The organism is Desulfovibrio mangrovi (assembly GCF_026230175.1).
Taxonomy (GTDB): domain Bacteria; phylum Desulfobacterota; class Desulfovibrionia; order Desulfovibrionales; family Desulfovibrionaceae; genus Halodesulfovibrio; species Halodesulfovibrio mangrovi.
In genome coordinates this window covers 2,187,568-2,208,805 of record NZ_CP104208.1, presented here as the reverse complement: position 1 = coordinate 2,208,805, position 21,238 = coordinate 2,187,568, and the positions used below count along the sequence as shown (strand labels likewise).

The 21,238-nt window shown below is 57.5% G+C and carries 18 protein-coding genes, 1 tRNA gene and 1 riboswitch; of the genes, 11 read left to right on the top strand and 8 right to left on the bottom strand.

The window, feature by feature from the left end; translation table 11 throughout:
• Positions 1-222 precede the first annotated feature (222 nt).
• Positions 223-326: riboswitch (glycine riboswitch) on the top strand.
• A 350-nt stretch (positions 327-676) separates the two neighbouring features.
• The 3 genes from N1030_RS10190 to N1030_RS10180 all read right to left on the bottom strand — a co-directional run bounded on the left by N1030_RS10190 (position 677) and on the right by N1030_RS10180 (position 3,894).
• The gene (locus N1030_RS10190) at positions 677-1,465 is read right to left on the bottom strand and encodes a hypothetical protein (RefSeq protein WP_265825374.1); all 789 of its coding nucleotides are present in this window, start codon (positions 1,463-1,465) and stop codon (positions 677-679) included.
• A gap of 214 nt (positions 1,466-1,679) precedes the next feature.
• Positions 1,680-2,984 (bottom strand): peptidase U32 family protein, encoded by a 1,305-nt coding sequence (locus tag N1030_RS10185; RefSeq protein ID WP_265825373.1) that lies wholly within the window; start codon positions 2,982-2,984, stop codon positions 1,680-1,682.
• Positions 2,985-3,027: 43 nt separating this feature from the next.
• Positions 3,028-3,894 carry a PHP domain-containing protein gene (locus N1030_RS10180; RefSeq protein WP_265825372.1) on the bottom strand — a complete coding sequence of 289 codons (867 nt, stop codon included), beginning with the start codon at positions 3,892-3,894 and terminating at the stop codon, positions 3,028-3,030.
• A gap of 209 nt (positions 3,895-4,103) precedes the next feature.
• Between N1030_RS10180 and N1030_RS10175 the strand changes: the two genes are divergently transcribed.
• The 5 genes from N1030_RS10175 to N1030_RS10155 all read left to right on the top strand — a co-directional run bounded on the left by N1030_RS10175 (position 4,104) and on the right by N1030_RS10155 (position 7,102).
• On the top strand, positions 4,104-4,307 hold the full coding sequence (locus tag N1030_RS10175; RefSeq protein WP_265825371.1) for a Trm112 family protein: 204 nt from the start codon (positions 4,104-4,106) through the stop codon (positions 4,305-4,307).
• Positions 4,308-4,465: 158 nt separating this feature from the next.
• Positions 4,466-4,879 carry an Hsp20/alpha crystallin family protein gene (locus N1030_RS10170; protein ID WP_265825370.1) on the top strand — a complete coding sequence of 138 codons (414 nt, stop codon included), beginning with the start codon at positions 4,466-4,468 and terminating at the stop codon, positions 4,877-4,879.
• Between the two features lie 10 nt (positions 4,880-4,889).
• Positions 4,890-5,258, top strand: a complete 369-nt coding sequence (locus N1030_RS10165) for an Hsp20/alpha crystallin family protein (RefSeq protein ID WP_265825369.1) — start codon at positions 4,890-4,892, stop codon at positions 5,256-5,258.
• Positions 5,259-5,491: 233 nt separating this feature from the next.
• Positions 5,492-6,055, top strand: a complete 564-nt coding sequence (gene yfcE, locus N1030_RS10160) for a phosphodiesterase (RefSeq protein ID WP_265825368.1) — start codon at positions 5,492-5,494, stop codon at positions 6,053-6,055.
• 9 nt (positions 6,056-6,064) lie between these two features.
• Positions 6,065-7,102 carry a tRNA dihydrouridine synthase gene (locus tag N1030_RS10155; RefSeq protein ID WP_265825367.1) on the top strand — a complete coding sequence of 346 codons (1,038 nt, stop codon included), beginning with the start codon at positions 6,065-6,067 and terminating at the stop codon, positions 7,100-7,102.
• A 147-nt stretch (positions 7,103-7,249) separates the two neighbouring features.
• Here the strand turns inward: N1030_RS10155 and N1030_RS10150 are convergent.
• A tRNA-Leu gene (locus tag N1030_RS10150) sits at positions 7,250-7,336 on the bottom strand.
• Between the two features lie 954 nt (positions 7,337-8,290).
• Here N1030_RS10150 and N1030_RS10145 point away from each other — a divergent pair.
• From N1030_RS10145 to N1030_RS10120, 6 genes are all read left to right on the top strand, one after another.
• Positions 8,291-10,030 carry a YeiH family protein gene (locus N1030_RS10145; RefSeq protein ID WP_265825366.1) on the top strand — a complete coding sequence of 580 codons (1,740 nt, stop codon included), beginning with the start codon at positions 8,291-8,293 and terminating at the stop codon, positions 10,028-10,030.
• A 112-nt stretch (positions 10,031-10,142) separates the two neighbouring features.
• The gene (locus N1030_RS10140; RefSeq protein WP_265825365.1) at positions 10,143-10,406 is read left to right on the top strand and encodes a hypothetical protein; all 264 of its coding nucleotides are present in this window, start codon (positions 10,143-10,145) and stop codon (positions 10,404-10,406) included.
• 120 nt (positions 10,407-10,526) lie between these two features.
• A complete protein-coding gene (locus N1030_RS10135; RefSeq protein ID WP_265825364.1) occupies positions 10,527-12,986 on the top strand; it encodes an ATP-binding protein in 2,460 nt (819 codons plus the stop codon).
• 6 nt (positions 12,987-12,992) lie between these two features.
• The gene (locus N1030_RS10130) at positions 12,993-14,429 is read left to right on the top strand and encodes a sigma-54-dependent transcriptional regulator (protein WP_265825363.1); all 1,437 of its coding nucleotides are present in this window, start codon (positions 12,993-12,995) and stop codon (positions 14,427-14,429) included.
• An 88-nt stretch (positions 14,430-14,517) separates the two neighbouring features.
• A complete protein-coding gene (locus tag N1030_RS10125; RefSeq protein WP_265825362.1) occupies positions 14,518-15,768 on the top strand; it encodes a glycosyltransferase family 4 protein in 1,251 nt (416 codons plus the stop codon).
• Positions 15,769-15,785: 17 nt separating this feature from the next.
• A complete protein-coding gene (locus N1030_RS10120; protein ID WP_265825361.1) occupies positions 15,786-17,087 on the top strand; it encodes an EAL and HDOD domain-containing protein in 1,302 nt (433 codons plus the stop codon).
• Positions 17,088-17,109: 22 nt separating this feature from the next.
• On the opposite strand, the gene N1030_RS10115 is transcribed toward N1030_RS10120, so the two are convergent.
• The 4 genes from N1030_RS10115 to N1030_RS10100 all read right to left on the bottom strand — a co-directional run bounded on the left by N1030_RS10115 (position 17,110) and on the right by N1030_RS10100 (position 21,187).
• Positions 17,110-18,006, bottom strand: a complete 897-nt coding sequence (locus N1030_RS10115) for a protein phosphatase 2C domain-containing protein (protein WP_265825360.1) — start codon at positions 18,004-18,006, stop codon at positions 17,110-17,112.
• An 85-nt stretch (positions 18,007-18,091) separates the two neighbouring features.
• Complete coding sequence (locus tag N1030_RS10110; protein ID WP_265825359.1) at positions 18,092-18,910, bottom strand: carbohydrate ABC transporter permease; 819 nt, start codon at positions 18,908-18,910, stop codon at positions 18,092-18,094.
• Between the two features lie 9 nt (positions 18,911-18,919).
• Positions 18,920-19,801 carry a carbohydrate ABC transporter permease gene (locus N1030_RS10105; protein ID WP_265825358.1) on the bottom strand — a complete coding sequence of 294 codons (882 nt, stop codon included), beginning with the start codon at positions 19,799-19,801 and terminating at the stop codon, positions 18,920-18,922.
• A gap of 78 nt (positions 19,802-19,879) precedes the next feature.
• A complete protein-coding gene (locus N1030_RS10100; RefSeq protein WP_265825357.1) occupies positions 19,880-21,187 on the bottom strand; it encodes an ABC transporter substrate-binding protein in 1,308 nt (435 codons plus the stop codon).
• Positions 21,188-21,238: the final 51 nt, after the last annotated feature.

Genomic DNA, 21,238 nt, shown 5'->3' with positions numbered 1-21,238 from the left:
AAACGCCGATTTTTTGTTTGTAGTCATCCGGGGCTGCAGCAGAATTCGGCTTGTTGATTGACCACATCGTTTTTTTAGTTGCTATTTCCGCAAGGGAAAGGTAGACGGGTCTTGCCTCAACATATGGATCTCGAATGACGGCAGCAGGAGAGACCTTCGCCCGCGCAAGCGGGGCAGAAGGCGCCGAAGATGTAACTCTTTCAGGCAAAAGGACTGTTGTACGGACGAGCCTCTGGAGAGTCTCCCTTCCCAGTGGGGAGCACCGAAGGAGCAAGCCGCATCCCAGTAGCGGTGAAACTCTCAGGTACCCGGACAGAGTGACCCATTATGCAGGCGCATTGCGCCCGCATTCCATCCTCTGATCCCGCCCTTCGTGCTTCCACTGCAGGAAATCTCCAATCGCGATTCTGTCGCAAGGTTGCGTGTTGTTTACGCGTTCTTTGCGGTGCTCGCCAGCTACGTTCCGTTTTGGTTCGATAAGATCCGGGCAGGCATGCCCTGTCAGTGAGGCTGATTGGATTTCATCCGCGCCGTGCGCGGTGAACATAGAGTAGGGTGCGTTCTCGCAAGTGAAACGTATTCCACTCCCGAGTGGTTTGTTGTTGTGGTTGCGACGGGCCGGAGGGTTTATGCCTTCCGGCCCGTCTGCTTTTCTTTGATCGGGATGTGCAGGCAGCTACTGCATGATGCCTTTGAGGCCTTCGCCCAGCTTCTGCAGGCCGGAGGCATCGCCTTCCTTCAGGGCGTCGGTAGCTCCTTTCACGGATTCTTGCAGCTTCTTGACGGATTCGCCCAGAGCACCGGTCACGGCCGTGGTCATTTCACCGTTCAGGGTACCCAGAACCTTCTGCATTGCCTCGGCAGGCGTTGCGCCGCCGGATTCTTCACCTATGTTGGTGAGGTGGATGTCAGGCAGGGTGAGGGTCATGCCCTGACCGCCCAGCGCAGTGAGAGCCATGTTTACTTTTGCACCGGTGATGAGCAGGTCGCGGATGACAACCTTGGGGCCTGTGCCGGATTCGGCAGGGGCTTCTTCCTTGGCAGGTGCGGCAGCGCCGCCGTTGCCGCCAACGGTCTGTTTCACGTTGTTGAGCAGCGCGGTGAAGTTGTCCAGCTTGCCGGATTTTTCATAGGTAAGCTCGGGATTGGCGATGAGCACCTTTTCGATGATGATCACGTCCTTGGTCAGCGAGCCGGTGTCCAGTTGCACTTCCATGGCCCCCAGCTTCATGGTCTGTGGTGCGGAAAAGCCCTTGGGGCTGCCCACAACGAGTCCCTGCAGTTTGCCGGAACCGGACATGAACGAGACGTCAGCCTTGTCCAGATGCACGTTGGTGAGCAGGATTTTCGGCCCTGCCGTATTAACGGCTTTCTCGATGATGGGGTTGATGGACATGAACGTGGCGATAACGAGTCCCACAACAATGACGCCAAGAACGCCCACAAGGATGAGCAGTTTTTTCATGAATGTTTCTCCTTTGCTGCATGTAGGTTAGCCTCTGTCACTATAGGTTGACCGGTGGGAATCGGCAAGGAGAAATGGTTTTGCCATTGGTGTCTCCGGAGTGGAGCGTTGAGGTGGCGAGGGGGGGCAGCCAGCGATGATTACAAAAAAAACGGGGCGGCTCAGGCCGCCCCGTGTTTTTTGTGTGGGTAGCAGATGTGTGGGAAAGTTCGTGCTATCGCAGGAACAGCCCCGGCTCCAGCGTGTCGGGGCCTGAGGGCAAGGCTGCAGGATCGCAACGCAGCACGCCGTCCATGCCGGGGTGGAGCTGGTCGGTGGCTTCGCCCTTGTGGTTTTCCAGCGCATAGGCTCCGGCGGGCAGCTCGGGGCGACGCAGCCCGGTCTGCATGATCTGAATGTTGCGTTCGCTCCGCCATGGAGAGCGCACGGCAACTTTCCATGCATCCTCGCCGAGGCGTTCGCGCACTTGCGCGACGATGGGCAGGCGTTCTTTGTCCGGCAGGGGCGGGAGCGAAATGCGGTTGCCGTCCGGCAGGAAAAAACCGGTGTTCAGGTTGCGCGAGGCGGTGTTGCGCAGTTCGTAAAGATACTTTTCAGGGCGGAAGCACCCAGCGGCCACGTCATCAAGCGCGGTTCGATAGGCGTCGGTCACATGGGCCACGTAGCTCGGGGTTTTCATGCGGCCTTCGATCTTGAGCGAGGCAATGCCGGTGCGAACGAACCACGGCATGTATTTGACAAGGCACAGGTCTTCAGGGGCCCAGAAGGCGCTGTAGGGTTCTTCACGGGTAACCTCCCACATTGTGCCGGTGTCGCGGGTCTTTTCTTCCACGCCGAGGCGGGATTCTCCCATATGGGCATGGCCGTCGTCCGCGCAGTCCTGACAGCGGCCGGAAAGATCGGTGGCGCGATACTCGAAACGGCAGGGATGGGTGCATTCCCCGAGATTGGCGGGGCGTCTGTTCAGCCATGCGGAGAGCAGGCAGCGGCCAGACAGGGCAAGGCACATGGCCCCGTGCACGAAGACTTCGAACTCCATGTCGGGGAAGTTGCGCACCAGTTCGCGCATGGCGCGCGCGCCGAGTTCGCGGGCAAGGTTCACGCGGCGGATGCCCAGATCGTACCAGAAGCCCACGGCCTCGCTGTTGGCGGTGTTGGCCTGCGTGCTCAGGTGCACGGGTTTGTCGGGGGCATAGCGGCGGGCCATGCGCAGCACGCCCGGGTCGGCAATGATCAGGCCGTCCACGGCTGATTCCGCCAGCGCTTCCAGCGAGGCGGCGATGCCGGAAAGATGCGTCTCATGCGGCAGGACGTTCAGGGTGTAATAGATGGATGCACCGCGTGCGTGTGCCTTGTTGCAGGCTACGGCGAGGGCGTCCTTGTCGAAACCGCCGGTGCCTGCACGCAGGCTGAGAGAGGTGCCGCCAAGATAGCAGGCGTTGGCCCCGTAGGTCAGGGCTGCGTCGAGACGATCCATGTCCCCTGCGGGACAGAGCAGTTCCGGTAATGAAATTGGCATGTTCAGGGTATCCCGTTGGTTCTGCGAGGAAACCCGGGGCCGTTTATACCGGCAGACCCTGGCTTTTACGCAGTTCGATGAGGTCGGCCAGTACGAACGGCGGGACGTAGAGTCCGCCCTTGCCACGGCCGAGCCGGATGTCCGGCTTGATGGCGCCGTGATAGTCCGAACCGCCCGTAAGGGCAAGCCCGTGTCGCGCGGCCAGATCAACGGCCTTGCGGGTGGAGCGGTCGTCGTGCTCGCTGTGGTAGGCCTCTATGGCATCCATGCCGAATCCGGAAAGCGTTGCGATCATGTCCTCAAGCCATTCCCGCGGATAACCGTGCAGAAACATGTGGGCGAGTGAGACGGTGGCTCCTTCTTCCTTGAGCAGTTCCACGCCCTCTTTCGGGGAAAGAACTTTCTTGGGAACGTGCGCCAGCCCCTTGTCGCCGAGGTAGACTTCAAAGGCGTTGTACATGGAGTGCGCAAAGCCTTTCTGAATCAGCACGTGCGCTATGTGCGGTCTGCCTACCGAACCTGTTCCGGCTACCTGCAGCACCTCGTCGTACGTGATGGGGATATTCAGTTCCTGCAATTTTTCCACGATACGGACGTTGCGGGTCGTTCTGTGGTCCTGCAGTTCCTGCATGGCGCGCCGCAGCTTGGGGGCTTCAGGATTCAGCCACAGGCCGACGATGTGTAATTCGCCGTATTCCGTGCGTACGCTCAGTTCGCATCCGGGGATGACGTTGACCCCAAGCTTCCTGCCTGCGTCCATGGCCTCTTCAAGTCCGTCGGTCGTGTCATGGTCGGTGAGGGCGAGGGTGGTGACGCCGGCCTTGTGTGCAAGGACGATGAGTTCTTCCGGGGTGTCGCTGCCGTCTGAGGCGGTGGAGTGGGTGTGCAGGTCGATATATGTGCGTGTCATGGAGCACCCGTGGTTGTTATATTGTTCTGCTTCAGAGATGTACGTGCTGGAGTGCATGAATGTCAAATTGGGACGGTTCTCGCCCGAACTCTATAATCTGTGGTGAAGAATACACCGCTTGAGCAAAGTGGGGCATGCGGGTATGCTCATGACCGCCGTTCGTGATGGTTCCATTCGGGCGGACATTTCACATTTCTAGGAGAATCCCTGTGCCCATTAATCAGGAATTGCTGAATATACTCGCCTGCCCCAAGTGCAAGGGCGCTGTTGCCATGGTTGCCGAGAAGGACGGCCTTGCCTGTGCCGCCTGTGAAGTGGTCTATCCCGTGCGCGAGGACATTCCCGTTATGCTCATAGAAGAAGCTGTGCCTGCGGAAAAGTGGGCCAAAGGTATTCGCAACGCCAAGGATTAAGCGGCAAGCCGTCGTTTGATTCGTGGATTCTCGTCGGTTGACAGGTATCGAGTGCTGTTTACCATGTGTCGGGAAATTGTGACCTGACGTGTTTCCTTGTCTTCGCATCGGGGACATGCTGGGTAGAACACCGACTGAAACGTAGCAGGAGAAGATGCATGGTCATGGACTTCGGTTCGTTTTATGATTTCCCGCACTTGCTGGATCGCATGATGGGTGAGATGGCTCAGCCCTACGCTGCGGGCAGCAGGCAGACGGCTTTCCCCCCGCTGTATATCGGAGAGGATGATGACACCCTGTTCGTCCGCGCGCTGATTCCCGGCGCAGGATTGGAGGATGTGGAGCTGACCCTGACCGACAAGACTCTTGTGCTCAAGGGTGAGCTCAAGCATGTGCAGGGCAAGTATTACCGGCAGGAGAGACCTACGGGGCCTTTTCAGCGGGTTGTGCGGCTTAATGTCCCCGTCAGCGGCGATCACGTCCGCGCCACCATGCGCGACGGAGTGCTTGAGGTGGTGCTGCCCAAGGCGGCGTGCGTGCGTCCCCAGACCATTCATATCGAATCGCGGTAGAGGGCAAGCCATGCATCATAATCAGACTCCGGATCGTTGCGGCAAGGCTCCCAGAATTCGTCCCGCGGCAGATTTTGTGGAGCGTGAGGACGGTTTCTACCTGTATCTGGACATGCCCGGTGTGCGTCGTGAAAACCTTGTGGTGCATATCGAGGACGATGAGCTGACCATTCAGGCGCCCACCAGCCACAAGCTCTGCAACGGCGAGCGGGTTCATGCCATGGAGTTCGGCGACGTCGAGTATCATGCGCAGTTTTCGCTGACCGATACTATGGAGAAGCAGCGCATAGGGGCGCAGCTCGTGAACGGGGTGTTGAGCATATTCATTCCCCGCCGCGAAGAGCAGGTGCCAAGGCGCATCAAGATAGAAGTTTTGTAGGGGACGATCCGATCCTCCGGGGACAGTTCTGTCCCGCTCCGGGCATGAGCAGGTGGCGACGCGTGTCTGTTGGCATCAGCCGGTCATGGGGTTGGGTATTTCGGGTTGCCTTGATGTCTTAACGGGTATAGACCCGCCTCCGTTGGGTGGCGGGTTTGTCCGTTTTTGGGCCGTGGCTGCTGCATCGTGCGGCCATCCGTCCGCCAAATCTCGTAAAGAAGTTGTAACAGATTATGAAGATTCTTTTTATTTCGGATATCCATGGTTCGCTGCCCCGAGCGCAGACCGTGTTTGCCGCAGCTGATCCCGACTCGCTGGACGCTATCGTGATATTGGGCGACATCCTCTATCACGGGCCCCGCAATCCCCTTCCGGAGGGGTATGACCCTCGTGCGACTGCGGGTTTTCTCAATGGCTACAAGGGGCGCATTATCGCCGTTCGCGGCAACTGCGATTCAGAGGTGGATCAGACCCTGCTGGAATTTCCCATCCGCACGGACTACTCCTGGCTGTTTCTCGACGGGATGCGCATATTCCTGACCCACGGGCACCTCTGGAATGAATCCAATCTGCCTCCTCTTGCTGCGGGAGACGCGTTTGCCTACGGGCATACGCATATTCCGCGTGCGCACGTGGTGAACGGCATCGGCGTATTGAATCCCGGTTCCTGTTCCCTGCCCAAGGAAGGGAACGAGCCTTCTTACGGGCTGTATGAAGATGGTTTTTTCCGTGTGCTGACACTGGATGGCGAAGTCGTGCTGGAACGCTGTCTGTATGGACTGTGCGCCAAGGCGTAACGGAGACGTATGAGCGGAACTGATCTTGCGGCGCTTGCCGAGCGCCTGAACACCCCCCTGTCCATCCGTGGCAGGGCCGTGAAGAATCGCCTGTGGCTTGCGCCCATGGCCGGTCTCGGGCATGTGGCCTTTCGTGAGGTTGCGGCTCGCTTCGGCGGCTGGGGCCTGCAGATGACGGGTATGTGCAGTGCCCGGGCCGTTCCCACGGAGAACCCTGCCGTTTCGTCGGTATTCAGCTGGCGACAGGAGGAACTCTCAACGCTTGTGTGTCAGATATTCGGGGCCGACCCCGATGATATGGCGCTGGCGGCGGAGCGTATTCAGGCAGAAGGGTTCTGGGGCGTGGACATTAACATGGGATGTTCCGTGGCCCCTATTGTGTACAAGGGGTGCGGTGCGGACCTCATGCGCGATCCTGAACGGGCCTGCCGCATGGTTGAGAAGGTGCGCGCTGCCGTGGATATTCCTGTCATGGTCAAGTTCCGCACCGGCTGGCAAACGGAGCCTGAGCCCGCAGTGGCTTTTGCGAAAATGCTGGAGCAGGCCGGAGCTGATGCACTGACGTTCCACCCCCGCGTTGCTCCGGACAGACGCAGCAGGCCCCCGCGTACCGATCATATCAGGCTGGTGAAGCAGGCTGTTTCCGTCCCCGTGTTCGGCAACGGCAACGTGTTCACGCCGGGGGATTGTCAGCGCGTGCTTGATGCCACCGGGTGCGACGGTATTTCGCTGGGACGTATAGGCATAGCCCGTCCGTGGGTTTTTGCCGAGTGGACCCGTGGCTTTGAGCCCACTGAAGAGGTGTACAGGGAGACGTTGTTCGCTTTTCTGGATGCCATCGAAAAGTGGAACATTCCCAGTCGCGCCATCAAGATGTACAAGAAGTTCGTGCTGTACTATGCCGCAAACTTCACTTACGGGAATCGCCTTTTCGGGCGTCTTATCGCCGGAGAGACCATGGAGAGGATGCGCGAGAACGCGGAGCGTGAATTCGCAACGGTGCCGCAGATTTCCGAACGCCCCAACATGCTCATGTTCACCATGTAGTTGGGACGTGTATCAGAGCAAGCAGAGAGGGATGCCCCGAAAAGGGGTGTCCCTTTTTTCATGGTAACGTTCCAGCGATGTGGTTTCAGGGTGAAAAAAGGCAACAAAAAAGGCCCCGGCGTTTGCCGGAGCCTTTAGTTGCTTCCGTGGTGCCCAAGAGAGGACTCGAACCTCCATGAGGGAACCCTCACTAGACCCTGAACCTAGCGTGTCTACCAATTCCACCACTTGGGCACGGAAAGACGAATCGCTTCGTCGAGGAGGATTCTTAAGCGAAATGCTCTGTGCTTGGCAAGGGAAATTTCGTGGGAAATGAAAAAAAGTGTTTCGACGTTTCGTTCGTAACAGGGACGGCTGCGCTACGGGGGAGGAACGGTAGGGGGGGATAACCGGTACTGCTAACGTCGTCTTGTTTTCCGGTAAGTAACTTGGCCTTGATTGGTGTGGGGTATGAAGTGAAAGGCCTGAGGCAGGTTGCCGTATACTTTGTCGGAATTCTGGATGGTCTGTTGTCGGTGGCGCTTCACGTGATGGCAAGGTTCAACTCCTGGGGCCTGGTTCTGAATATGAAGCGATTGCTGCTCTGATGCTTGCACTGTTTGCTGTGTCACTATTCATTGAAAAACTATTTTTTGGTTTTTGCTTGGTGCTGTCGCTGCGTGTTTCTTTGTCGTTATGCTTTGGTAGTGCCTCGTTGCGGATGCTCCTGGTTGTTGTGCGGTGGCATACGGATATTATTGAGAGCACCGGGGGCGTCATGTAATCTTCCGTCTTTGTCCTCTCTTTGTTTGCCTCTGTGGTGGTGGACAGATGGATACGTGTATCGAGGTTTGTGATGGCATGATCACTCGTTTTTGAGGGCGATGAAGTAGCGACTGATGGTCGAAACAGATGTGGCTGGCTCTGGTGTTTTGAATTTTTTTTGTTCAGAGCAAACTTTTCTTTGCATTTAGGGGTGCAAATATCAGTTATCAGTGATATGTGAAGTTTGCAGCAGAAAGAAAATGGCATATTGGTTTGCGTTGTTATTTCGATAGGTTGTATTCATGTCAGAGCTTGGCATGGCTTTTGTAGAAAAGGGGATCGTTCGAAATGACACCGTGAGAACTGGTCGGCGTCGCACTGCGAGGATGTGGGCGAATTTGTGCCGACCGGGCAATTGATCCTGTAAAGGAGGAGTTTTCGTCTATGTCTCAGGATTCCAACGTAGTAGTCGACAAGGGCAAATCTTCCCTGTCTGACCTGTGGACCAAGGAAGACTACTGGGCCATTTGGCTTGGTTTCTTCATCATCGCCACTGCATTTTTCCTGTATTTCAACTTTGCTCCGGTAGGGGAGTACAAGGAGAAGATTGCCAAGGAAAATGCGATCATGGAAACCGAAGCTGCCCGTGCGCCTTTCAAGACCGTTGCATGGCATAAGGCTGCTGACGCCAAGAAGAAGCTGAAGGCTTCCGATACTGCCGTGGGCAAGTTTGCCAAGCACTGGACCAACAAGCCCGGTTCCTGGAAGGATAATCCGATTGACGCCTTCATCATGTCCAAGGATCGCGCGGACATGCTGAACGAAAAGGCCAAGCCCAAGTACGAAGAAGCCAAGACCAAGGCGGCTGATGCCCTGGTTCTTGCTCAGGCTGCCGAAACCGCTGCCGCTGCCGTGAACTTCCAGGATGCCACCCTGAATGAAGAAGCCAAGGCAAAGATCGGCGACTGGCGCGCTCTTCACAAGAAGGCCAGCGATGCCAAGAAAAAGGTAGGCCACAAGCCCTACAACCATATTCCCACTCTGCTGGTTCTGGGCATCGTCATGGCATTGTTCTTTGCCATCGGCATCAAGTTCATGGGTAAGGATACCCTGGGCTTTATCAAGGGCTTCGGCATGGTATTCGGTGTAGCCGTTGTTGCATACACCCTTGGCGGCCAGTCCTTCTCCAAGCAGTATGGCATTGGTGCTGAAGCCTGGGGCGTTCTCCTCGGTATGCTGATCGCCAACACCGTGGGCACTCCCAATATCGCAAAGAAGGCTTGTGAAGTAGAATACTTCATCAAGACCGGTCTTGTTCTGCTCGGTGCTGAAGTTCTCTTCAACAAGATCGTCGCCATCGGGGTTCCCGGTATCTTCGTTGCGTGGGTTGTTACCCCCATCGTTCTCATCACCACCTTCATCTTCGGTCAGAAAGTACTGAAGATGCCTTCCAAGACTCTGAACATCGTTATTTCCGCGGACATGTCCGTGTGCGGTACCTCTGCTGCCATCGCAACCGCCGCCGCCTGCCGCGCCAAGAAGGAAGAGCTGACCCTTTCCGTTGGTCTTTCCCTCGTATTCACCGCCATCATGATGATCGTCATGCCTGCCGTTATCAAGTCTGTGGGCATGCCTGAAATCCTCGGCGGCGCATGGATGGGTGGCACCATCGACGCAACCGGTGCCGTTGCTGCTGCCGGTGCGTTCCTCGGTGAAAAGGCTCTGTACGTAGCTGCAACCATCAAGATGATCCAGAACGTGCTCATCGGTGTGACCGCATTCGGCGTTGCCGTATACTGGTGCACCAAGGTTGAGTGCGAAGCCGGCAAGTCCGTCGGCTGGATGGAAATCTGGCATCGCTTCCCCAAGTTCGTTCTGGGCTTCCTGTCCGCCTCCATCCTGTTCTCCGTCATTGACGGCAGCCTGGGCGGCGACATGGGCTACTCCATGATCGACCAGGGTGTTGTGCGCGGCTTTACCCGTCTGTTCCGCGGCTGGTTCTTTGCTCTGTCCTTTGCCGCAATCGGTCTGGCCACGAACTTCCGCGAACTGGCCCACTACTTCAAGGGCGGCAAGCCGCTCATCCTGTATGTGTGCGGTCAGTCCTTCAACCTCGTGCTGACCTTGACCATGGCCTACATCATGTTCTACCTGGTGTTCCCCGAGATCACCGCGCAGATCTAGTAGCGCCTCTCTTTGAGAAAGCGGGGGGAGGCAAATGCCTCCCCCTTCATTATCTATACGCGGGGTGATAGGAATAAATCCGAACCGCTGCTTCCGCGATAGGGGATGGAGTATGACTCAGCCTTCACTGGCAATCAGGATTCGTAGATTGGTGATTGGTGCCGTGGCACTTCTCTTTTTCTCCAATGTGTTTCTTCCGGCCCTGACCCGTTCTTGCGACAAGCTTGAATACATGAATCAGGCTCTGGAAGAGCAGAATATCGACCCGAGCCGTTACTACTATACGGACATTGAAGCCGTTGGCGACGCCAACCATGAAATCAGCAATACCCTGCGATTCATGCCTCATGGGCAGGGACCTGTTTCCAAACCCTGATGCAGGGTGTCTGCTCCGGCATACTTGTCCTCTCGTACGGGTTAGAAAGCGTTCCGGCGTTGCTGCGGTGGCGTAAAGAAGTTCACCCGTATCCATAGTGCATAGGTGCACAGGTCTTTCATGCATTTTTCCCGTCCTTCCACATTGCAGGCGAAGTTCCTGTCCGGGCTTGCCGCTGCCACCATGATCCTCGGCATGTGTTTTGCCGTGGGCTTCTACCTGCATATGCGGACCGTTCTTGAAGACGAGGTGCGCGACAAGGCTCGTCTCATTTTCCTGCAGGTTGACTCCGTGCAGCGATATGTTCGTTCCACCCTGCGTCCCCGCATGTTTGAAGTTCTGCCTGATCAGTTCGTCATAGAGGCCATGAGTTCCTCTTTCATTTCGCGTGAAATCATGGACGGCATGGGCGGAGACAACAGTCATATCTACCGGCGTGTCGCTATCTCGGCCCGTAACCCCAAGTTTGAGGCGAATGCTCTGGAACAGGAGCTTGTGGGATACTTCCGTGCCCATAATGATGAATCTCTCTGGCAGGGCTACCGCGATGTGGACGGCGAAGAGTTCTACATCATGGCACGCCCTGTCGTGTTCTACGAAGAGTGCATGCGTTGCCACGGTGCCCGTGAGGAAGCGCCTGTGGAGCTGCTGGCCTTGTACGGAGATCGCGGCTTTGACCATGAGCAGGACACCATCGGCGGCGTTGACCTTGTGGGGCTTTCCGTTACGGAAAGCGTGGCAAGACTGCAGCGGACCATCTTCGGCTATTTCGGCTTCTTCGCCCTTGGAGCGGTGGTCTTCTTCTCTATCACCAACCTGCTGTTCAAGGTGCTTGTCATGAACAACATCAAGCGCCTTTCCGCCATGTTCCGTGATAATCTTGAAATCACCGGCGGCACCGAACTCCTGAACAAGCTGGTGGAACGCGACGAGATTGAAGAGCTTGAGGCGGGTATGCAGGAGCTGAACAGCCACTTGCTGGATGCGCGCCGACAGCTTGAGGGCTATGCGGAGAATCTGCGCAGCATGGTGGAGGACCGGACCGGCGAACTGCTGCAGGAGGCGCAGGAGCGTCGTGCGGACGTGGAGCTTTTCGTGCATCTGCTGGCAGATATGCGCTCCAGCAACACTCGGGCGGACCTGTGGCGGCTGACCTTGCCGGAAATCGGCAGGCGTTTCGGGGCGGCCAGCGTTTCCTATGTCTGCACGTTCGCGTCCCAGAGACATTTTTCGTGGCCGGAGCAGGGGGCATTTCCGACTCTGCCGCATAACTGGGTTGACCTGCTGACCGAAAGTCGTACGTATCTCGGCGATAATACAGCCGTTATTCCGGTGGAATCCAGCGAAGGCACGGCCGAGGGCCTGCTATGCATCCGCTGGGATGACCCGCGTGTTGCCAAACGGCAGGACCATGACCTGCTGCAGGCCCTAGGCAGGCAGCTGGGCATGGCGGCCGAGAACATGACTGCGTTGGATAACCTGATGCGCCAGAAGGGCACACTGCAGTCCATCGTTGAGGGCATTACCGATCCGCTGGTGCTCATGGATTCCGTGTACGGACTGGTGACGGCGAATCAGGCCGCCCGTGATCTTGCCAGCGAGCTTTCCGGCGGCAGAGTGCTGGATGGCGCTCTGCTGGGCCTCTTCGGCTGCAACTCCCCCAAGGGCGATTGTCATGTCTCGGCTACTCTGGCCAGCGGCAGGCCGCACGTGGAGGAGGTGGTTCTGGAAAGCGGACGCAGTTTTGCCCTGAATATGTATCCCATCGTTTCCCCGTTGCCGGTTGCTGAAGCCGGCAACCCCACAGGCAGACCGCAGGGACGTATCGTTGTCTACGCACGGGAGACCACGCGTGAAAAGCGCATGCTTTCCCAGATGCAGCAGAGCGAGAAGATGATTACCGTGGGCAAGCTTGCGGCAGGGCTGGCGCATGAGATCAACAATCCTCTTGGGGTGATCCTGTGCTATGCCGAGCTGCTGCGCCAGAATCTGGGAGACGAGCAGCAACTGCAGGACCTGGATGTCATTTTGCGCCACACCCGTCAGGCTCAGCGGGTTCTCAAGGATCTTCTCAACTTTGCCCGTCCCAAGACTTCGTCATACGGCGAGTGCGATGCAGGCCGGGTTGCCGTGGCCATTGCCGAGATATTCACTGTGCAGGCCACCAAGAAGGGCGTGATGCTTTCCACAAACGCCAAGGCCGGACGTGTATACGTGGGCATGGGTGAAAACGAACTTGAACAGGTGCTCTCCAACCTTGTTCTGAACGCGCTGGACGCCGTGCCCGAACGGAAGGGCGAGGTGTTCGTGGACGTGGTGTCGGAAGCAGGCGAGGTGAAGATCATTGTCAGGGATAACGGTCCGGGCGTGTCCGAGTCTGACAGAAGCATGATTTTTGATCCGTTTTACACGACCAAGGCCCCCGGTGCCGGAACCGGTCTGGGGCTTGCCATTGTGTACGGCATGGTTACTGAATCTGGCGGCACCATAGAGGTTATGCGTGATCCTTTGCTCGAGGGAGCCAGATTCACGATAACCCTGCCCTCGGTTCGATTCGCTAATCAGCAGCAGGAAGTATAGGATAATATGGCGGAAGCACGGATTGCCGGTTCTGTGGCCGGGCTGGGTATTCTTATCGTTGACGATGAGAAGGATTTTGCGCGTGGTCTCATGCGTCTGATCTCCGGGCGCTTCAAGGATGTTCGCGTTGAGATGGCGCACAGCGGTCCGGAAGCCCTTGAAAAACTGATCTCAGGCGATTTTCATCTCATGCTGACCGACCTGCGTATGCCGGATATGACCGGTATGGAGCTGCTGCACGAAGCTTTCAAGCGTCAGCCTGACCTCTGCATGGTCATGCTTACGGCACACGGCACCATCGAAACCGCTGTTGAGGCGTTGAAGGTGGGGGCCTATGACTTCGTGACCAAGCCCGTTGAGCCGGATCAACTCTTCCATATCGTGCAGAAGGGGTTGGAGCGCGCTTCGCTGCTTAACGAGAACAAGCGGTTGCGTGCACTGGTGGATTCCAGCGCCGGCGGAGAGATGGTCGGCGAATCACCGGCCATGCAGAGGCTGCGTTATGCTGTGCAGGCTGTGGCCAATTCCGATTACACGGTGCTTATTCGCGGAGAGTCCGGCACAGGCAAGGAAGTGGTGGCACGCCTCATTCATCGCATGAGTAACAGGGCGCGTAAGCCGTTCATGGCCGTGAACTGTCCCGCCATTCCCGAGCATCTGCTGGAAAGCGAACTTTTCGGGCATGTGAAGGGAGCCTTCACCGGAGCCGATCAGGACAGAAAGGGGCTCTTTGCCGCTGCGGACGGCGGCACGCTGCTGCTGGACGAAGTAGGTGATATTTCTGCCAACATACAGACAAAATTGCTGCGTGTGTTGCAGGAAGGCGAGGTTCGTCCTGTGGGGGCCAATGCCAATGTCGCCGTATCCACCCGTGTGCTGGCTTCTACCAATCAGGAGCTGGAAGCCCGTATTGCCGAGCGCCAGTTCCGCGAGGACCTCTATTACCGTCTGAACGTTCTGTCCGTCATGGTGCCTCCCCTGCGGGACAGGATTGAAGACATTCCCCTGCTTGCCCACCATTTCATGCGGCAGGCCTGCCGCGACATGTCTCTGGAAGACAAGGACATCTCTCCGGATGTGATTGCCTATCTTGCTTCCAGACAGTGGCCCGGCAATGTGCGTGAACTGCAGAGTTATATCCGTCGTCTCGTGGTGTTCTGCATGAAGGATACCGTGGACATGAATCTTGTGGCGCACGTGGAGCACGGGACGCAAGTCGGTTCCGCCACTGCGGGAGTTCCTGTTCTTTCAGGCGGCATGCCCGAGCCATACAAGGAAGCCAAAGGGCGTGTAACGGACGAGTTCACCCTGGGCTATGTGCGGGACCTGCTGACCGTCACAGGGGGGAACATTTCTGAAGCTGCCCGTATCTCCGGGCTTTCCCGCGTTGCCTTGCAGAAAATTCTTTCCCGCCTGGATATAGACGCCACCTCATTCAAGTAGCTCATAGAAGCTTTAAGGATGGCGGGCGCCCCTGTATGGCGTTGCCTGTTGTCCTGAAAAGAGGCACAGTGTCGCCGGAGCTGGCACTGTGAAAATACTGCATATTCTCTCTCAACGCCCTGAACTGACCGGCAGCGGCGTTTATATCTCGCAGATGATGCGTCAGGCGTATGCCGCGGGACATGAGAACGCCATGCTCGCAGGCGTCCCCGCTGACTATTGCCATCCGCAGGAAGGGGCCTGCTGCCGTACCTTCTTTGTCCGTTTCGGGCATGACCTGCCATTCGGTGTTGCGGGCATGAGCGACGTGATGCCGTATCCTTCCGTCAGATTCCGCGATTTTTCCGATGCCCAGCTGGATGCTTACGAAAGCTGTTTTGCAGAGCGTATGCAGGAGGCTGTGGCAGTGTTCCGGCCCGATGTCATTCACGTGAATCATCTGTGGCTGGCCGCCTCCCTTGCCCGACGTCTTTTCCCTTCCCTTCCCGTGGTGGCAAGCTGCCACGGTTCCGATTTGCGTCAGTTCCGCACCAATGCCCACCTGCGTCCAAGAGTGCTTTCCGGCTGCCGCTCGCTGGATGCCGTGTGCGCGTTGCACTCCGGACAGAAGCACGAAATCTGCGAACTATACGGCATTGCGCAAGACCGGGTGCAGGTGACCGGCGTCGGGTATGATGATGAGCTGTTCAGTTGCGCGGTCAAGCCTGCATCACCTCCGGTCCGCATCTGCTACGCGGGCAAGCTTTCCGCGGCCAAGGGGGTGCCGTGGCTGTTGCGTGCCATGGAAATGGTTGAAGGGAACGTCCGTCTTGATCTGTGCGGTTCGGGCACGGGCGCTGAGCAGGCTGCCATTCTGGAGCACGCGGACCGGCTGGGCGACAGGGTGCTGGTGCATGGCAGCCTTGGTCACACCGCATTGGCGCAGGTGATGCAGCAGGCCCATATTTTTGTGCTGCCTTCTTTCTTTGAAGGACTCCCTCTCGTCATGCTGGAGTCCCTTGCCTGCGGGTGCCGTCTGGTATCCACCCGCCTGCCCGGAGTCGTGGAGGCATTTGACGGTGTGCCGGAAAACGTATTGAGGCTGGTTGAACTTCCCCGCCTGCACGGTGCGGACAAACCCTACGCGGAAGACGAGGGACAGTTCGTAAAGGCATTGGCCGGAAGCCTTTCAGCCATGGCTCATGATGTCATAGCGGAGGGACACCCGCCAGCATCCGAGCGCATTTCAGAGGTGCTTGATCACTATACATGGCAGGCTGTGTTCAAAAGAGTGGAGTCGTGTTATGGTGCTGCGGTGGAACAGGCGTTCCGCTCAGGGGGCTTGAAAGAACTATCATAAGGTCATGGGGAGACTTGATGAGTATTGATTGTACACCGGCTGTGCCGCCTTGCTATGAGCCGATTTTTACGGCTCGTCAGCCAGTTTTCGACAGGGATGGCGCAATCTGGGGGATTGAACTTTTTTTCAGACATAGTGCGGAGGCAGGAAAGGCCGAGTTTGACAACCCTGCACTGGCTTCGGCGCGGGTCATTGCAGACGGCTTCAGCATGGCGCGTAACTGGATTCCGCCGGATGCACGTATCTTTATCAATGTCCCCGAAGGGTTGCTTAAAGACAATCTCATGCTGGCCCTGCCTGCGGAGCGGTGCGTGCCGGAGCTTGTCGGGGTGACGAGTGTCTCCCCCGAACTGCTGGATGCCTTGAAGACCCTCAAGGAGCAGGGGTATCTGCTCGCGTTGGACAACTACACCGGACAGCCCGAGTTGGAACCGCTGCTTGCCATTATGGATGTGGTGAAGGTGGATGTTTCAAGCCTGCAGAGCAGTGAGCTTTTTCCGCTGGTCAGCGAACTGCGCAAGTGGCCCGTGATGATGCTTGCCACGAAAGTGGAGAGCAAAAAGATTTACTCGCTCTGTCGTTCCATGGGATTTTCACTTTTTCAGGGGTACTACTTCGGTAAGCCGGAGGTGTTTGCCGGGCGCAAGGTGTCTTCTGCGGAGATGGTGAAGCTGGACATCATGAAGGAGCTGCATGGCGACTACGATGTGCACCGGCTTGCAGAGCTCATCAAGCAGGACGTGTCGTTAAGCTACCGGTTGCTCAGGTATGTGAACTCTCCTTCTGTGGGGCTGCGCCAATCTGTGCGTGCGCTGGATCAGGCCTTGGTGGTGCTGGGTGAGCGTGTCATCAGACACTGGCTCATGGTGGTGCTGCTGGCAGACCTCAACCCCTCTCCCGGTGCGCAGGAAGTGTCCTTCTGGTCGGTGCAGCGGGCGCGGTTTCTGTATCTTCTGGCGCAAGACGGCATGCTCACCACCTACGGCTCCGAAACCATGTTCCTTATCGGGCTCTTTTCCCGTCTGGACTTCCTGCTCGGTCGTCCCATGAATGAGTTGGTGACGGAGTTGCCCCTCGACGGCATCATCAAGGATGCCTACTGCGGGAAGAAGAATTTTGTGCGCGATATGCTGGATTTCCTCGCTGCTCTGGAGGAGGCCCGATGGGACGTCTCTTCGGAGTGTGCGAACTGGCTGGGCATTCCGCTCAAACGGGCGGCAGAACTCTCCAACGATGCCCTGCGATGGGCCACGGCTGTTCTGGACAGAGGGGGAGACGAATCAGGCGGAGAGGAATCAGGCGGAGAGTGTACGGAATAGCGGGCGCAGAGCCTGCTCCGGCTTAGCGTGAAAGTTGTACGGCTACGGCAGCGATGTCGTCATGTTGTTTGAAGCGGGGATAGATGCGGCAGCATTGGTCTCCGCTTTCCATTTGGCGGATATGGCTGCGTAGATGCTCCAGGCCGCCGGTGCGGAGCAGGTTCACGGCAGGGGTAAAGTCGGCTTCCTTTTCAGGGTGTGCGGAAGGCAGGTGCAGGCCGTCCGTAAAGGCTACAACCTGCCGCACGCCTGCAAGGGGAACGGTGCCGTGTTGCAGAAAGTGCTCAACGCAGGCTTCTCCGTTCAAAGCGCCGTAGGTGCGGTTCATGTCGGCGCGCACCGAGCAGATGCGTTCATGCAGGGCGCTGCGCACATCCTGTTCGCCAGTCGCGCAGAGCCGCTTCCACTGGCAAAGCGTTTCCCTGTCGTGATTCACATAGGGAGCTGGCAGGAAAAAGCCGTCATCCGTGATGCACAGAATGAGGCTGTCGCCGATCTGCACGAATTCCAGCGAGTCACCCGCAATGCGGAAGGCCGCCATGCTTGCGGACCAACGGTTCAGCGGAATGTCCGTATCAACGCCCATGGTCTGCATTCTTTCTTCAATGGCACTGTTGGCGAGCAGGGCCACATCCTTCAGCGAAAGCTCCGCATGGGTGCAGGAGGCAAAGGCTTCGCGTGCAAGCTGCGACGCCCACCAGGCCCCTGTGCCGCCTTCATACGAACACCCGCACAGGCTGGATGCGCCGTCAAACACGGCGAACACCGGGCCTTGATCGAGCAGGGCGTCTTCGTTGAGGGCACCGGAGCCTTGTTCCAGCACGGACTCGACATTGAAAACAGGCTGCACCTGAGTTTCGGAATGGCCGTGGGGCGGAATGGCGGAGGGCTGGTATGAAAGAAGGGACATGTCACGCATGTACGAAACATACCCCTTATTCAGCATGGTGTCGCATAGCTAATATTGATGACTTTCTCTGGATGCTATCGAGAAGATCGATAATCTATTTTTCCTGACTCAGGGCAAAGCCGCGGCTGAACTGCTCCTGCAGCAGCATGAAGGTAACCAGTGCAGGCAGCAGGGTGATGATGGCTCCGGCCATGACGATGCCCCAGTTGGTGGCGTCCTGCCCGCTGAAGATCATCCGCAGACCAACCTGAACCACCTGCATGGAACTGTCATGGATGACGATGAGCGGCCACAGGTACTGGTTCCACATGTATACGAACTGGATGACGGCAAGCGCCGCGATGACGTTGGACGACATGGGCAGCAGAATGGACCATGCAAAGCGCACGGGCCCAGCGCCGTCAATGCGGGCGGCATCCAGTAGGGATACAGGAATCTGCAGGAAATGTTGGCGGAAGAGGAAGGTACCTGTCGCCGATGCGAGGAAGGGAATGATGATGGCCGCGTAGGAATCGCCCCAGCCGAGGCCGGTGACGATTTCGAACAGGGAGACGATCATGATCTCCGTAGGCATCATCAGGGTCAGCAGGATGAAGACGAACACCCAGCTGCGTAGCGGAAAGCGGAAGTAGACCAGTGCCAGCGCCGATGTGAAGGCGAGGATGGTCTTTCCCGTGGTCACGGCAAAGGCGATGATGAACGAGTTGAGCATGTACTTGCCGAGATGGAACTGGGTCCACGCCGTGGTATAGTTGTCGAGCATCGCCGTGCCGAAGGTGAACTTGGGCGGATAGCTGAATATCTGCGCCGGAGTCTGCGTGGAGAACAGAATGGCCATGATGACCGGCGACGCCACGATGGAGACGACAAGGATCAGGGCCATGTGTGTGAACAATGTTTTGGTATTGCGCATGCCGGTATCCTAGTTGGCGTAATGCACTTTCTTTTGCAGTCTGAACTTGAGGACGGTGAGAACCACCACAAGCAGGAACAGGAATACGGACTGTGCCGAGGCAAGGCCTGACTTGAAGTACTCGAAGCCGTCGCGATAGATGGCATAGATGAACACCGTGGTGCTGCTGTTGGGGCCGCCCTTGGTGATCAGGTCTATGAAGGCGAAAACATCGAAGAAGGCGGCGATGGTGTTCATGATGAGCAGGAAGAACGTCATGGGCGACAGCAGCGGGAAGGTTATGCGCCAGAAGCGCTGCCAGCCTGTGGCTCCGTCTATGGTGGCGGCTTCCAGCACATCGCCGGGCAGGTTCTGCAGGGCGGCCAGATAGAAGACCACGTTGTAGCCCACGTTTTTCCAGACCGAAGCGAGAATGACTACAGTCATGGCAAGTTCGGGGTCGGCAAGCCAGTCGGGGGTTATGCCGAAGAGCTGGCCCAGAAAATAGTTGATGATGCCCACCTGCGCCGAGAAAAGGAACAGGAAGATGACGCCCGCCACCGCCGGAGGCAGGGCATAGGGCCAGATGAGCAGCAGCCGGTAGTAACGCGCGCCCGTGATCTTTTCATTGGCCAGCACGGCAAAGGCGAGGCCCAGTCCCATGCTCAGCGTAACGCTGCCCAGCACAAAGGTAAGCGTGTTGGCCATGATGTCGCGGTATTCCGGTTCCGTGAAAATGATCTGGTAGTTTTCCAGACCCACGTACAACTTGGAAAGACCGAGAAAGCCCACCTGATAGAAGGACATGATGAAGGTCTGTATCGTGGGCAGATACAGAAAGAAGGTCAGTATGAACAACGTGGGCAGGAGCAGCAGAAAGGCTGTTCCGTGGCGTTTGAACACTGGCTGCATGTGTGATCCTGTATGCGGGTGACAGGGGCGGGAGCCGGAGGCAGCCCGCCCCCTGTCTGTGCGTTTTCTGTGTGTTGTCTACTTCACGGAACGGTTGTAGCGTTCCAGCGCCTTGTCGGCGCGAGCGTCGGCGTCCTTCATGGTTGCCTTGATGTCGGCACCGTTCAGAATGCTCTGTACGGCGTCGGTCACGATGGTGCGCAGTTCGGGGAACATGCCGAGCATTGCGCCCTGCGTGGAGCGTACGGGCTTGGTGGCCATCAGCTGCTTGAATGCGGCGGCATAAGCGGGGTTCTTTTCGAACCAGTTTTCCTTTTCAAGGACGGTAACGGCAGACTTGCGCACGGGGAAGTAGCCGGTGCCCTTGTGCCAGCGCACTTCGTTGTCGGTGTTGGTGAACCACAGCAGGAAGGTCTTGGTGGCGTCGTTGACCTTGTCGGAATGGCCCTTGGTCATCCACAGGGAAGCGCCGCCCACGATGGTGCCGAAGTTTTCGGAACCGTCGGCCACGGGCAGGAAGCCGGTGCCCAGTTTAAAGTTGTTTTCCGTAGCGGCCTTCTGCATGAAGGTGATGTCGGAGGTGGAGGTGATCAGCATGGCGGCCTGACCGGAAACGAACAGGTTGTTCGCGCCGTCCCAGTCTTCAACCTTGCCGGAGTAGACGAAGAGCTTTTCGTCGTACATTTTCTTCCACCAGGTCATGATCTTGTTCATGGGCTCGGAGTCGAGCAGGATGTCGGTGGCGCGGGCGGCGCGGCCGTTCTCGTTGTTGGCCAGCAGCGCGCCCTGATTGCCCATCCACTGTTCTACGAACCAGCAGTGCAGGGGCCAGGTGATGCCGTAGGGGGCCGCGCCGGAAGCCTTGAGCTTTTCGGAGGCGGCCATCACTTCGTTGTAGGTCTTGGGCGGATTCTCGGGATCGAGACCGGCCTTCTTGAACAGGGTCTTGTTGTAATAGAGAACGGGGTTGGAAGAGTTGAAGGGTACGGAGTAGAACTTGCCGCCGATGCGGTAGTAGTTGGCTACGCCGTCCACGAAGTCATCGAGCTTGGCATCGTCGCCGGACTTGATGGTGTCTTCAAAGGGCATGAAGATGCCGGCATCAACGCCGAGCTGGCTGCCCACTTCGAAAATGTGCACGATGTTGGGCGCCTTTCCCTGCTTGAATGCGAGGATGGACGCGTTCAGGGTGTCGCGGTAGCTGCCCTTGTATTCGGGAGTTACCTCGATGTCGGGATGGGCCTTGTTGAAGTCATCGCACATCTCCTTGATCAGGGTGGTGCGGTCGCCGCCCATGGCGTGCCAGAAGGATACCTTGGTCTTTTCCGCCATGGCCGAAGTGGCCATGAGCATGACCGCGATCAGAGCAACAACAAAACGTTTCATGTACAACCTCCAGATTGGGTTCAAAATGCGCCGGATGCCGGCAACGCCGCA